This window comes from Arthrobacter sp. UYEF36 (genome assembly GCF_040547025.1).
In the GTDB taxonomy this organism is placed as follows: Bacteria; Actinomycetota; Actinomycetes; order Actinomycetales; family Micrococcaceae; genus Arthrobacter.
This window is the reverse complement of the sequence record NZ_JBEPOX010000001.1, coordinates 1-14,099: the sequence shown is the minus strand read 5'-3', so window position 1 is coordinate 14,099 and position 14,099 is coordinate 1. Positions and strand designations below refer to the sequence as shown.

At 61.9% G+C, this 14,099-nt stretch carries 9 protein-coding genes and 1 pseudogene; 4 read left to right on the top strand and 6 right to left on the bottom strand.

Features of this window, described 5'->3' with window-relative positions; all coding sequences use genetic code 11:
• Window positions 1-67: 67 nt before the first annotated feature.
• From ABIB29_RS00050 to pdhA, 3 genes are read right to left on the bottom strand one after another with little or no spacing between them, the layout of a single operon-like run.
• On the bottom strand, window positions 68-1,519 hold the full coding sequence (locus ABIB29_RS00050; protein ID WP_354168856.1) for a dihydrolipoamide acetyltransferase family protein: 1,452 nt from the start codon (window positions 1,517-1,519) through the stop codon (window positions 68-70).
• Window positions 1,520-1,521: 2 nt separating this feature from the next.
• Window positions 1,522-2,646, bottom strand: a complete 1,125-nt coding sequence (locus ABIB29_RS00045) for an alpha-ketoacid dehydrogenase subunit beta (RefSeq protein WP_354168853.1) — start codon at window positions 2,644-2,646, stop codon at window positions 1,522-1,524.
• The gene (gene pdhA / locus ABIB29_RS00040; protein ID WP_354168851.1) at window positions 2,643-3,893 is read right to left on the bottom strand and encodes a pyruvate dehydrogenase (acetyl-transferring) E1 component subunit alpha; all 1,251 of its coding nucleotides are present in this window, start codon (window positions 3,891-3,893) and stop codon (window positions 2,643-2,645) included. The genes ABIB29_RS00045 and pdhA overlap by 4 nt, the downstream gene beginning before the upstream one ends.
• 159 nt (window positions 3,894-4,052) lie before the next feature.
• On the opposite strand from pdhA, the gene ABIB29_RS00035 reads away from it, so the two are divergent.
• Window positions 4,053-4,517, top strand: a complete 465-nt coding sequence (locus ABIB29_RS00035; RefSeq protein ID WP_354168848.1) for an Lrp/AsnC family transcriptional regulator — start codon at window positions 4,053-4,055, stop codon at window positions 4,515-4,517.
• A 54-nt stretch (window positions 4,518-4,571) separates the two neighbouring features.
• On the opposite strand, the gene ABIB29_RS00030 is transcribed toward ABIB29_RS00035, so the two are convergent.
• Together ABIB29_RS00030 and ABIB29_RS00025 are read right to left on the bottom strand one after the other, a co-directional pair.
• Entirely contained in the window at window positions 4,572-5,852 is a 1,281-nt protein-coding gene (locus ABIB29_RS00030; RefSeq protein ID WP_354170237.1) for an oligosaccharide flippase family protein, read from the bottom strand.
• Window positions 5,853-5,993: 141 nt separating this feature from the next.
• On the bottom strand, window positions 5,994-7,550 hold the full coding sequence (locus ABIB29_RS00025) for a tyrosine-protein kinase domain-containing protein (RefSeq protein ID WP_354168845.1): 1,557 nt from the start codon (window positions 7,548-7,550) through the stop codon (window positions 5,994-5,996).
• A 517-nt stretch (window positions 7,551-8,067) separates the two neighbouring features.
• On the opposite strand from ABIB29_RS00025, the gene ABIB29_RS00020 reads away from it, so the two are divergent.
• Window positions 8,068-9,213, top strand: coding sequence for a glycosyltransferase family 4 protein (locus tag ABIB29_RS00020; protein ID WP_354168842.1), 1,146 nt, complete (start codon window positions 8,068-8,070; stop codon window positions 9,211-9,213).
• Window positions 9,214-9,247: 34 nt separating this feature from the next.
• Here the strand turns inward: ABIB29_RS00020 and ABIB29_RS00015 are convergent, their stop codons facing one another.
• Window positions 9,248-10,534: a polysaccharide deacetylase family protein gene (locus ABIB29_RS00015; RefSeq protein ID WP_354170235.1), complete on the bottom strand. Its 1,287-nt coding sequence runs from the start codon at window positions 10,532-10,534 to the stop codon at window positions 9,248-9,250.
• A gap of 1,400 nt (window positions 10,535-11,934) precedes the next feature.
• Between ABIB29_RS00015 and istA the strand changes: the two are divergent.
• Both istA and ABIB29_RS00005 read left to right on the top strand, forming a co-directional pair.
• Window positions 11,935-13,439: pseudogene (gene istA / locus ABIB29_RS00010) on the top strand (IS21 family transposase); the annotation flags it as partial.
• 36 nt (window positions 13,440-13,475) lie between these two features.
• Window positions 13,476-14,057: an ATP-binding protein gene (locus ABIB29_RS00005; protein WP_354170234.1), complete on the top strand. Its 582-nt coding sequence runs from the start codon at window positions 13,476-13,478 to the stop codon at window positions 14,055-14,057.
• Window positions 14,058-14,099 lie beyond the last annotated feature (42 nt).

Genomic DNA, 14,099 nt, shown 5'->3' with positions numbered 1-14,099 from the left:
CTGCTTGATTACTCCCCCGTCAGTCACCATCACGCCAAGGCTCGGCGCGAGGCCGACTTCTCGTGTCTCACATATCAGCCAACGCCGAGCCCGGGTTCTCAATCGCGTCGGCCACATAGCGGAGGAAACCGCCAGCGGTGCCGCCGTCGCAGACGCGGTGGTCGAAGGTCAGCGTCAGCTCGGTGACCTTGCGGACCGCGAGCTCGCCGTTAACGACCCAGGGCTTGTCGATGATGCGCCCGACGCCCAGGATCCCGACCTCGGGGTGGTTGATGATCGCGGCGGAGCCGTCCACCCCGAACACGCCGTAGTTGTTCAGCGTGAAGGTGCCGCTGCCCAGTTCCGCGGGGCTGGCCTTGCCGTCGCGGACGACGGCGGTGAGCCGCCGGATTTCGGCGTCCAGTTCGCGGGCACTGAGTTTGTCCGCATTGCGCACCGACGGCACCATCAGGCCGCGGTCGGTCTGCGCCGCGAAGCCGAGGTTGACGCCGTCGAAGGCCACAATCTCCTGGGATGTTCCACCGGCGGTATCTTCGGTGGTGACGATTCGGGTGTTCAGTTCCGGGAACTTCTTCAGCCCAGCGGTGACGAAGCGCGCGATGAACGCGAGCAAACCCGGAGTGTGGTGCGGGTCCGATTTCTTCAACGCGGCGCGCATCTCCACGAGCGCGGTGGCGTCCACGTCCACCCAGACCGTGGCTTCCGGGATCTCGGAGCGGCTGCGCGCCATGTTCGCCGCGACGGCCTTCCGGACGCCGCGGACGGCGGTCCTGCCGGTGATGCCCAGTCCGGTGCGGGTGTCGGTGTCACCGGTGGTCGGAACCGGAGCCGCAGGCGTGCTTTCGACCGGCTCAGCCTCCGGACGCTCAACCACGGGGGGTTTGATGACAGCCTCGACGTCGCGGCGCATGATGAGCCCGCTGGCCCCCGAGCCTTGGAGTTCGCCCAGGTCGACCCCGTGGTCGCGGGCCATCCGCCGGACCAGCGGGGAAATAACGGCCCCGAGCTTACCGGGCACCCGGGTCCGCATCAGCAGCAGGTCATCGGCAGCCTTCTCGGCCGCGGGCACCGGGGCCACCGGCTCGACCACCGCGGTCCCGGCCGAGGACTTCCGGGGACGTGTCCTGCGGGCAACCCCGTGCCCGCCGGGAGTGCCGTACCCGATCAGGACATTTCCGGACCCGGCCTTTTCTTCCTCGCGGTAAACCTCCGCGGCAACGTCAGCGGTGTCGGCCGGCTCGGCCGCCGCTGCCTTAGGGGGCCCAGCCGCCGCACCGATCGGCGTCACGGAGATCAGCGGCTTGCCGACGTCGAGGGTCTGGCCGGGCTCGCCGTGCAGCACCGCGACGGTGCCGGCGTATGGGGAAGGCACCTCGACCATGGACTTGGCGGTTTCGACCTCGGCAATGGGCTGGTCGACGCGGATTTCGTCGCCCACGGCCACGAGCCAGTTCACGAGTTCGGCTTCGGTGAGGCCCTCGCCGAGGTCCGGGAGGAGGAATACTTTCGGTTCGCTCATGGTCAGTCTTCCCACTGGAGGTCGTCAACGGCGTCGAGGATGCGGTCCACGCCGGGCAGGTAGTAGTGCTCGAGTTTCGGCGCCGGGTACGGGACGTCAAAGCCGGTGACCCGGCGGATCGGGGCGGCCAGGTGGTGGAAACAGCGTTCCTGGACCCGGGCGACGATCTCGGAGGACACGGAGGCGAAACCGTGGGCCTCGGCGATGACCACGGCGCGGCCGGTCTTGCGGACCGAGGCGCAGACCGTTTCGTCGTCGAACGGCACGATCGAGCGGACGTCGATCACTTCGAGCGAGCGTCCCTCCTCGGCGGCCGCGGCTGCCGCGGCGAGCGCCGTCGGGACCGATGGCCCGTAGGCGATCAGGGTCGCGTCGGTGCCGGGGCGGGCGACGGCCGCGCGGCCTTCGGAGGAAGTCCCGCGTTCGGCGTTCTCAGTGTGTTCGGCGCGCAGGGCGTCCAGGTCCACCTGGTCCTTGGACCAGTAGAGCTTCTTGGGCTCCATGAACATCACCGGGTCGTCGGAGTCGATGGCCTCGCGGAGCATCCGGTACCCGTCGGCAACGGTGGCCGGAGTGAAAACCTTCAGGCCGGCAGTGTGGGCGTAGTAGGCCTCGGAGGAATCGCAGTGGTGCTCCACTCCCCCGATCCCGCCGGCGTAGGGCACACGGATGACCATGGGCAGCTTGACCGTGCCCTTGGTGCGGTTGTGCATCTTGGCGACGTGGCTGACGATCTGTTCGAAGGCCGGGTAGGCGAAGGCGTCAAACTGCATCTCGATGACCGGGCGCATACCGTTCATCGCCATGCCCACGGCCATGCCGACGATGCCGGACTCGGCCAGCGGGGTGTCGAAGCAGCGGCTCTGTCCGAAGGTCTTGGTGAGCCCGTCGGTGATCCGGAAGACGCCGCCGAGCATGCCGACGTCCTCACCGAAGACCAGGACCGAGGGGTCCGCGTGCATGGAGTCAACCATGGCGGTGTTCAGGGCCTTGGCGAGGGTGATGGTCTGCGGGCCGGCCTGTGCTGCTTTTTGCTCAGCAGCAGTTGCGGCCGCGGCGGCGGCGCGGGCGGTGGCGGCGCTGACGTTGCCGTTCGCCTCGGATGAGGTGGTGATGGTGGGGCTCATTTCGCGGCCTCCGTCTTCGATTCGGCGTCGCGGGCGAGTTCGTCGGCGAGCATGGCGGACTGTTCGTTCAGCTGTGGGGTGGGGGTGGAGAAGACGTACTTGAAAAGATCCTGCGGTTCCACCGGGACTTCCTCGCTGAGGCCCTCGCGGAGCTGGGTGGCGATGGCTTCGGCCTTCTCGGCGATCCCGGCGGCGCGGTCGTCGTCGAGCAGTCCGCGGTCCGTCAGGTAGGTCTTCATCCGGCTCAGCGGGTCCTTTGCCACCCACTCGGCGACTTCGCTGTCCTGGCGGTACCGGGTGGCGTCGTCGGCATTGGTGTGGGCCTGCATGCGGTAGGTGTGCGCCTCCACGAGCAGCGGGCCGGAGCCCTCCCGGGCGAGCCGGACGGCGCGGCCCAGCACGGCGAGGAGAGCGACGACGTCGTTGCCGTCCACGCGTTCGCCGGCCATGCCGTAGCCCACGGCCTTGTGGGCGAGCGACGGCGCGACGGACTGGTGCGCCAGCGGCACGGAGATCGCGTACTGGTTATTCTGGACGAAAAACACCACCGGCAGGTGGAACACCGCAGCGAAGTTCAGCGCCTCATGGAAGTCGCCTTCACTCGTGGCGCCGTCGCCGCACATGGCCAGGACCACGGTGTCCTCGCCGCGCAGCTTGGCGGCGTGGGCCACGCCGACGCCGTGCAGCAGCTGGGTGGTCAGCGGGGTGCACTGGATGCCGACCTTGTGCTGGGACGGGTCGTAGCCGCCGTGCCAGTCGCCGCGGAACAGCGTCATGGTCTGGACCGGGTCGACGCCGCGGGCCATCACGGCCACGGAGTCGCGGTAGGTGGGGAACATCCAGTCGCCGTCGGACAGGCACAGGGCGGCGGCGACCTGGCAGGCCTCCTGGCCGTGGCTGGACGGGTAGACGGCCATGCGGCCCTGCCGGACCAGTGCGGAGTTCTGGTCATTGACGCGGCGTCCGACGACCAGCTGCTCGTAGGCGGCCAGCAGTTCCTCGTCGCCGGGGAGGGAGTATTCGTGGCCGGGCTGGGTGCCCTGTTCGGTGTGGGGGTTCAGGGTGCCGTCCGGGCCGACCATCTGGATCTGGTGCCGGGCGGGCAGCATGTAGTCCTCGACAGTGATGCCGAATTTGCGCACCGCCTCGCTGGCGGCGTCTTCCGGAGCAGTGCCGGGTCCCGCGGCACCAGGCATCTGGTCCTCGGGCGCCGGGTGCTGCGCAGTGTGGTCTGCGGAGATCGTCATTGGTCCGTCCTTCTGTAGCCACTAATCGTTCCAAGTATGGCCCCGGGCGATGTTTCGTATCCAGCTCCGGCGGGAATCGTGGAGAAGTCCAGAATATTGGCCTACTCTGGAAGACGAATCGTAAGTGTGAGCTGCATTACCGGCAGGGGTGGTGGACGAATGGCAGAGGACGAGGCGGACCAGGCGGCGGTGCCGCTGGATGGTGTGGACCGGAACATCATCGCGGAGCTGACCCGGGACGGCCGGATGTCCGTCACGCAGGTCGCGGAGAATGTCCACATCTCGCGCGCCCACGCGTACACGCGGATTGCCCGGCTGACCGGCGAGGGGGTTCTGACCAAGTTCACGGCCTTGGTGGATCCGATCAAGGCCGGCCTGAAGTCCTCGGCCTACGTGACCCTTAAGGTCCGGCAGCATTCCTGGCGGGAACTCCGGGAGCTGCTGCGTGCCATCCCGGAAGTGCACCACATCGCCCTGGTGGGCGGGGACTTCGATGTCATCCTGCTGGTGCGCGCCGTGGACAACATCGACCTGCGCAGGGTGATCTTCGACCAGCTACAGTCCATGCCGGGGGTGCTGGACACGCAGACGTTTCTCGTGTTTGAGGACTTGGATACGCGCTAATGGATTGGATATAGCTGGACCGGGAGTCTTGATCCGAAATTTACGGTAGAAGAACTATCCCTTGCCTCCCAGAAACTGTTCAGAAGCCAACTTTGAGTGCACATCTCCGCCAGTCCGCTTGCGGGCAACGTAGATATAGATCCACAAAATTGATGCCAGGAGAAATTCGCAAAAAAGAGTAGCCACAACGGCGCCAATAATCCCGAGAGACGGGATGAGAATCAGATTCATGCATATATTGGCTACCGCAACGGCAATCTGGGTACCGGTCCGGAAGCCTTGTCGTCCGCACCCGGTGAGAGTGTCGGCTGCAAGGAATGTTAACCCTCGAAGAAGAATCAACGGAGCCAACAGCCTGATGACATCGATTGCGCTTTCGTAGTCGGCCCCTAAAATAAGTGGTGCAACCGGCGCGGTTACAAACGCGCCAATTGCAGCGAGACTTCCGACGATCAGTACCGGAGCGGTGATTTTGCGCGTCAACTGAAGAGCGGCGGCCAATCCTCCCTCACCTTCGCGAAAATAGAGGGGATACGCGGCAGCCGAGATTGACCTAATTGGGGCGTACGCCATGTCAATAATCCTGAATGCCGCTGAATAGACACCGGCTGCACCTACTGAGTCGATTCGCGCGAGCATTGCTTTGTCTATGTCGTTGTAAACATTCTGGGATGACATCGCAACAGAAAAGAGGAGTCCTTCCTTGACGTCTCGCCCTCGTAGGCGCATCCCCCCTTTTGTGTAGCCAAGCTTGGAAGTGGTGCGCATAGCCACTAACAGGCCGAGAGGGAGGGTGGAAGCCGTGTAAATAGTGGCCCAAAGTTCAAGCGAAGACTCACCCACCCAGAAGAATGTCGCACCAGCAGCAACTAGTCGAATCAGGTTCAACAGTGTGGGCCATACGATCAAAGGTCGGCTTTGCCCCAGGCCCTGCCACACGGCACCCGTCAGCTCCACCAATTTCAAACCAATCAGCTCAGCTATTGCGATTTGGAAGATCGAAAGTCGAGACAGCTCGGGCGGAGCGATGAGATGTGCCAACAACGTCAGGACAGCCGCTAAGAGTAGACCGCCCATAACTGTGTAGGCGAGAGCCTTCTTCCATTCGCGGGCTGCGGAGGTCGCGTCTCGCGAAACGTTCTTCAGCATGAGCGTGTTCGCGCCGAGGCTAGTGAACGGAGTTACCAGCGCGCAAAGTGCAATTGCGGCCGCGAACGCTCCATACCCCGTAGCGCCCAACATTCTCGCCAAGATAACAAAGTATCCGGCTTGGAGTGCAAGACGCGTCAACTGTCCCGCTAGCAAACCAAGTACGTTTCCCCGAAAAGAAGCCATGCTTAATGACACTGAAAGTCCTTTATAGTCCGCGTTCGCCGCACGAGAGGTTAGGTCAACCACTCCGTTAATTTCCAACAGTGAAAAGGGCAAACGATATCAAAGCAGGGTTGTCAGAAGTCACTCAATGCCGAGGTTACATCAGTCGGTGACCGCGCCTGAGATTGGAAACTTGCGGGCTTCACGCAACCTCGCATCTCGTACCTCGGCCTCAGACACTGGATGGACAGCATTCAAGGAATCGGCGAAAATGTCGGGTTGGGATCCGCGGTGCTCCGGGTTATTGAAACGGAGATGCGAGGACGGCGAGCTCACCAATCCTGGCGTGAATTTCTGACCATCGAGGCTGTCTTGCTGGCTGTAGTAGCTGTATGAATAAGAATCAGGTCCCTTGTTGGGCAGGCGGTTCAGGACGACTCCTAGAAGATTTGCACCGACCATCTCAAGTGCAGCTATGGACCTTTCGAGTGCCGGCTGGCGCACCTTCTGGACCCCGACCACCATGACGACTCCCCCTACATGTTGGGCAAGTACAGCCGCATCAGTCACAGGAAGCAGCGGCGGAGCATCAATTACTACGGTATCGAACACTGATTCCAACCGTTTGACTAGATCTTGCATCGGCGTGGACCCAAGGAGTTCGCTCGGATTGGGCGGAACTTGACCAGAAGTCAAAACGTAAAGGTTGTCTTCCCCCCAAGGCTGGAGAAGGTCGTTAACGTCCGCTGCTCCTACTAGGGCAGTCGTTAAGCCTGCCCCCCGTTCAAGGCCAAGATATTCACCAACCATGGGGCGTCGTAAATCGGCGTCGACAAGGCAGACTGATTGTCCGGATTGAGCCAGCGTTATCGCAAGGTTGGTCGCGGTCGTACTTTTCCCTTCGCCCGGCAATGAGGACGTTACGATAAACGACTTCGCCTGAACTGAAACGTTAGCGAATCGAAGGTTTGTTCGCAGAGTGCGGTAGGACTCCGCCCTTGGACTCTGATGGCCCACTTGTGTAATGAGCGGTTTGCGTACCGCATCTGATTCGAACGCGATTCCCCCCAGCAAAGGCGCGTTTGTGACGTTCCGCAGTTCGGCCTCTCCGCGGATACGCGTATCGAAGCTACCTCGGACTACTGCGACACCCAGGCCAGCCCCCAAACCGACAAGGAGCCCCAACGCAAGGTTTAACTTCGTATTTGGCGCGGACGGCGAGGTCGGGGCAACAGCGGGCGTTATCACCGACAAATTAACCGGCGAAGTCCCGCCGGCTTTGGGTTCCTCCAGCGCGTCTACTGCCTTGATCAGGCTACTGGCCACACTCTGAGCAATGGCAGCCGCCTGGACGGGCGACGTATCAGACACCTCAATATTTATTAGAACTGTGTTCAAGTCGGTGCCAGCTTTGACCTTTGTTGCCAGCTCTTCCGGGCTGATATTCAAGCCTAGGCTGTCAATAGTCGGCTGCAATACTACAGGCGTAACGGTTGTCTTAACATACGATTGAACACGCGACTGCGTGAAGGTATTTCCCTGCTGAAGCTCTTGAACCGTGCCCGAATTCTGAATGGCAACAAAAAGCTGAGTCTGCGATGTGTAAGTCGGCTTCACTGCTACCGACACGGCTCCGCCAGTAATGAGCCCTAATAGTGTTGTGGCAAGAATCAACTTCCAACTGCGGCGCAGTATGCGTGCGTAGTCTCGTAAATCCAAAGCCGGTCCCCCTGTTTTCGTCACTGGCCTCGGCGCTCTGCGGCCCGCCTGCAATACTCTGTCGGTCGCCCCCACTATACCTTCAGGCCATCAGCGCTCAGTAACGCCGTGGGGCCGGGGCATCGAGATACTCTCAGACGTCCACATCGCGTTAGTGACCACGACCCGGACCGACGTCTGTCGGGTCGCAATCGGATGTGCGAGTGTTCGAGCGTGCCTCGCCCTTTAGGCAACTGCTGGCGCGTAGCCTGCCTATGCCATCTCACGGATCCTTCAAGTCTAGGATCAGACGGGTCACAATCCTCCCGGCAGAGCCAGGAGCATGCCTGCAATGACTAGACTTTCGAAATAAGTATGGACTCCGGACCTCCCGAAGATGTCAGCTCCCGTTGACACCGAGTTGTTCAACCGTTCCGGCGTCGCTGGACCTTTGCTTCTTGCGGGAGCAATTAGCAAGCCTGAATTTTGGATCAGCGGCGGATGTCGACTCGTCCGAACCACCTATTCTGGAGTTCCAATGAAGATTGCAGTTTGCACACTGGCCGGTAGTCCAGAAGACGTGACGGTCTGGTCAGGGACGCCTGCTCATTTTGTTCAAGGATTGAGGTCGGCTGGGGCGGAAGTCATTAGCATTGGTCCGCTCTATCGGATGGCATATCAGCTGCTGAACAAGGTCTCCGGAGCCAGCGGCCGTTTGGGCAGGAAATTGAACTGGGAAACAGAACCGCTAGCCCTTCGGATGTTCACCCGCGCACTCGACGCACAGCTTGATCGGATCCGCCCGGACGTCGTTATTCTAATGGGGTGGTTCCCGCTAAATTCGCGTAGCGAGATTCCAATGATCTATTGGGGTGATGCCACCATCGGCCAACGAATCGATCTGGCCCCCCACTGGAGCAATCTTTCGGCGCGAACCCGGACTCAGGCTCAGCACATCGAAGCGAAGTGCCTAGGTTCTCTGGCCGGAACCTTCTGGGCTTCAAAGTGGGCACAGAACGATGCCATAAACCGCTACGGGTTGACGAATACGCATTGCGTTCCATTTGCGTCCAATTTGGAAGACCCCCTCGCAGTTCCGCGTGGATCCGCGCAGGTCAGACCGACGCAGCTCCTGGCAGTCGGCGTCAAATGGCACAGGAAGGGCATGGACAGAGCCGTCGCTGCCGCGGACAACCTCGTAGCGCAAGGACTCGATGTTCATCTCGACGTAGTTGGTGTGCACCCACCGGACAACACATGGCTGCGGGCTCACGTCACGTACCATGGCCGCCTAAGAAAGGACCGGCCAACTGATGTTCAGAAATTACATTCTCTTTACACCAAAGCAGACATCTTTGTGTTACCCACCCGGAATGAGCCCTTCGGCATAGTCTTCCAAGAGGCGGCTGCTTACGCGCTGCCATCGGTGGCAGCGAAAATTGGCGGCGTGCCCGAAATCATCGAGCATGGCGTGACCGGCCTTACCCTAGAAGAAGACGCCAGCACTGCAGATTATGCTCTCGCAATTTCGACCATCATCAAAGATAAGTCTATCTACGCCACGATGAGCCGCTCCGCCCGGACGCGATACGAAGAGCACTTTACGTGGGCCAGATGTGGGCAGCGTGTAATGGGCCTTGTCGAAAACATGATGTCTCTAGCTCGTGGTTCGGGATCGAGTTGAGCCACGAGCCGAAAGTACGAGAGCTCACCCGTATCTAGCCTAAGTCGGCCATTGAACTTGGCCCGAACCAAACGTGATCAAAAGCCACCCTGCCGCCGCCCCAAGGGCCGTCAATCGTCAGGCCCACAAGCACTCTTGTGCACGCTGCGGAGGGGGTGAATTCGGCTCTATATTTGTCCCAGCTGGTGTTCGTGGCCATTATGGGTCCGCTACGAACTTGTGAGCCTGAAATCGGCGCCTGTGCGTAGTCCAGGGCAGTGACGCTCCCATAAGCGCAGTTTGTTCCCCAGGCCGGCCCGGAGACGGCTCTCGCGCGGAACGATAATACGTAAGTCGTACCCGGCTCAACCTCTATAGCTTGTGCAACTTGCGAATACGACCTGTCCGACGTGTGCAGGTGTAACGATCGCGTGCCGGGAAGTCCAGGCGGGGGATCTTCTGTCGTTATAGAGAGACCTCCCGTACCGCTCTTGAACCATCTCCAGGGGTAAGCATCAACACTGCTACTTTCAAACCCGGCGTTCGCGATCATTCTATGCGAGCTGAACGCCTCCGACGCCGTGCACAGCTCAACTCCCAAGGTCTGGGCAAGATCCAACATTTCGGTTAGTTGCGTCATGGATGGATTAATCGGTGTATCGATGTTGTGAAAGAAAAGCGAAGCAATCACGGGACGCACGGCAGCCTCTCGGATCATGGATAGGCATTGATTGTGGTTGCTTCCGTCTACGCAGGTCCGCCGAATCAGGGTTTGCGCCCTTGAGTATCGGCCCTGAAGAGCTGTCTGGTTGTATTGGGCAGTATCGAATACCCGCTCATACCGAAGGTACAGTTCCAGATCCGTCGTCGAATTCCTGCCATCGATACCGTAGGGGTAGGCAAATGAGCCCACTGGGAGTCCCGTAATGCTCTGCAAGTAGACCTTAGGTGTTTCGAGTTCAGCGATGCGCTGCGACTGTGTGATCTTCGTAAAGTTAGGATGGGTTTGGGAATGCGCGCCAACTTCATGACCGTTTTCTGTCATCGCCGAGATATGTGAAGCATCAATCTTCGAAGGGCCGTTAAGCAGTCCTGGTGTTATGAAGAATGTGCCTCTCTGACCCCGGTCGTCGAGCATTCTCCGGACTGTGTCCATTGCCAGATATCCGTCATCCATAGACAGCATCACTGCGCCGCGCCCCGAGGGCGAACTCCGCGGCGACGACACCGCTAAACTCCTGACTAACGCTGTTGGTCGAACCGGTTCAGCACCTGCTGGAGCCGCTGCCTGAACAGTGGCTGCGCCCGCACCGATTGCGGCAGCAGTACTTATCCGGAGCATTGATCTCCGCTTGATATCCGGGCTGCTACAGAGCGGAAGCCTCGAGTCAGCATCCACTTCGAATTTATCAGCTGGTTGTGTGAAAGGTCGATCCACTAGCGCAGCGGTCGGCTCTTTGAACTCAGCGTCAGCAGAGTGCGCTGCGCCAACAATCCGTCTCAATTTGGCACTCCACGCCGTTCCCAAAACGCCAACTAAGGACTTCACGTATGACCGCCTCGGCTTCCGATTAGTATTCGATACACTTGTGCGCCTCAGCAATGTAGCTGAGACGCACTGCCAGCTTTTCAATCACGCCCATCTGGCCGGAGAAACGACTCGCGATCGCCTCTCCAGTTGTCGGACGAGTTCATCTAATCCGGAATGGAGGATCGGGCACACCAGTAGCGAGTACTTGGAAATTCTGCGGAATGATGCTGCAACTACTTGCTTCTCGCACCGAAATGAATGTACCGACCGTGCCTTTGTTGGATAATGCGTGTAGGTCCGCGGGAAATACGGGCTGGTCGCGTGCGGTGGTTGCATTAAGGCAATGTCTACTGCCGGCGCAACCATCAGGTACAGCCCGGAAGGAGATCACGCTCCAGAATGCAACGCTGACGGAAATGCGTAGCTGAGCCGTCTCCATCGTTCCGAGCATGAAAGTGTAGGGCAGCCTTGCGCCAGGTCGTACCCGATCGACCTGGCACTGCAGTCCTGTACAGAAACCAGTAATGGCTCCGCCCTATACCAGTGGTGGTGGTTATACCAGGTTCGTGGGTGCATGAGATGCGGGGTAAGTAGTCAGAGTGCCATCCGGACAGCGGCAGTCCGGATTTACCGAATTGTAATTGCCTGCGTTGCGGTGCATCTGACCCCAGGATCCTGGTGTTACTGGGCTTCGGCATGGCGTGTGATGACGCAGGTGACTATGGGGAGATCGGTCTCGTCCCACCACCTGCATGCGGTGCAGAGGAGCTTGCTTGTTAGGCACCGACTACGCGGCAAACGCGCCTGCCCCCGGCACTTTCCTTGCCTCCGCTGCGGCGCCCGGAGGGACCCCAGACGACGATGTTTGCCCGCCGCCGTGCCCTGTCCATGGGCCGGGACCACGTCGTTGACGCGATCACCAGTTCACGCCGGGCCGTTTCCGAGACTGGTGCGGCGTTTGCAGTGTCCTAGTGGATGGTCCGTGCCCCGCTGACCGAAGCCTGTCTGCTCAACCTGTTAGCGGCCATGAAAAACTGCCCATGGGCGGCCAGGAAAGTGCCCACTGACGGCCAGTAGAACTGCCCGGCGGTGGCCATGAGATCTGCCCACTTCCTTACTGAACCGACCGCGTCTTAAGCGGTGGGGGCCTCTCCCTGGGGTTTGATGACGGTGTCTAAGCGCACCAAAAGCGAACCAGGAAGAGGCCCTGTATGAAGTCTGACGGAGAAATCATGGAAGTTCTTGCTGCCTACGATCTGACCGGATCGTTGCGCGCCACCGCGGAGCTCACGGGCTGCTCGCACCACACCGTTGCCAAACACGTCGCTGCCAGGGATGCTGGCCGGCCGATCGGGGAACCCGCAGCCCGCGGCCGGGTCACCGATGCGTTTCTGCCCAAGATCGAGGAATGGATCGAAGGATCCAAGGGCCGGATCCGCGCGGACAAAGCCCACGAAAAGCTCCTCGCCCTGGGTTATACGGGTTCGGAACGATCCACCCGCCGCGCGATCGCGCAGGTCAAAGCGGCGTGGCGGCGGGGCCATACCCGCGTGCACCGGCCCTGGATCACCGAGCCGGGGATGTGGCTGCGGTACGACTTCGGCGACGGGCCCCGGATCGGCGGGGTCAAGACCATCCTGTTCGTGGCGTGGCTGGCGTTCTCCCGGTTCCGCATCGTGATCCCGCTCAAAGACCGGACCGCGCAAAGCGTGTTCGCTGCCCTGGACCGGTGCTTCCGGATCCTCGGCGGGGCACCAACGTATGTGCTGACGGACAACGAGAAGACCGTCACCACCGCCCATGTCGCCGGGGTCCCGATCAGGAACCAGCAGACTTTGGACTTCGCCCGGCACTACGGTGTCACCGTGCTGACCTGCCAGCCGGCGGATCCTGCCACCAAAGGCGGGGTCGAAGCGTCCGTGAAACTCGCCAAGGCCGACATCGTGCCCGAGGACACCAACCTCCGCGACGAGTACGGCACCTTCGCCGAACTCGAGGCTGCCTGCGCGGCGTTCATGGAGGAGGTCAACAACCGTGAGCATCGGGGGACCCGGCGCAGACCGGCGGCCATGCTCGCGGAGGAAGCCCCCAGGCTGCACCGGATCCCCGATACCGCCCACACGGTCGCCTTCGGGCTGGCCCGCACCGTCCCGGAGAACACCCCGATGGTCACGTTCGAGAACGCCCAATACTCTGTGCCGGCGCACCTGCTCGGGGCCCGGGTGTTCGTGCGAACCCACGGGACGGGACCCGGCGAACAGGTCATCATCGTCCACGCTGGTGCCTCGGCCCGGTCGAAGTCGCCTGCCACGACCGGGCACGGCCCGGCAGCCCCGCCATCAACGATGAGCATTTCCCCGGAACCAGGACCCGGATCCCCGGCGACTACGAGGTCAGGGCCCGCAGCGCGGATGAGGCCGCGTTCCTGGCTATCGGTGACGGCGCCAGGACCTGGCTGGTCGAGGCCGCCGCGGCCGGGACGGCACGGATGAACGTGAAGATGGCCGAGGCCGTGACCCTGGCGAAAATCGCCGGCACCGACCAGGTGGACCGGGCCCTGGGCGACGCGGCCCTGCACGGCCGTTTCGCGCACCCGGACCTCGCCTCCATCCTGAACGCCAACATCCGCCGCACCACCACGCACGCCGCCAACGAAGCCACCTCACTGACCCAGGGAACCGGCGCGTGGGCCGCGATCGGCAACCCCACCCTTGAACACCACGGCCAAGAACATCGCCCCGGAGGACGCCCGATGAGCCCCGTCACGACGACCAACACCGGAGCCCCGCCGCTGCCGGCGGACCTCGAGGCCCTGATGCGGTCCCTGAAGATGCCTCACGCCCGGGCGCTGGCTCCGGACCTGATCGCGACAGCCCGCGCGCAGCGCTGGGAACCGGCCGAGGTCATCAAGGCCCTCTTCACCGAGGAAGCCGCCGGCCGGGCCCGGTCCATGCTCGCCTCCCGCCGCAAGGCCGCGGGCTTCCCGACCGGGAAAACCTTCGATGCCTGGGACCCGGCCGCGTCCTCCATCCCGGCCCCGACCCAGCAGGCGCTGCGGACCCTGGAATGGATCACCCGGCGGGAGAACCTGGTCGTCTGCGGTCCGTCCGGCACCGGCAAGACGTTCTTCCTCGAAGCCCTCGGCCAGCAGGCCGTGGAAGCCGGGATGCGGGTGGCGTGGTTCAGGCTCGAGGACCTCGGCGTCCTGATCCGCGCGCATCGCACCGATGACAGCGTCACCCGGGCCGTGGCCCGGATCCTGCGCGCCGAGCTCGTGGTGATCGACCTATGCCGAGCCCGTGACTATGCCGAGGCATTCGGTGGTGGCCGGTAAAGCCGTTGACGGTGGGGCGTTTCAGGCCGTGATGGACGTTCT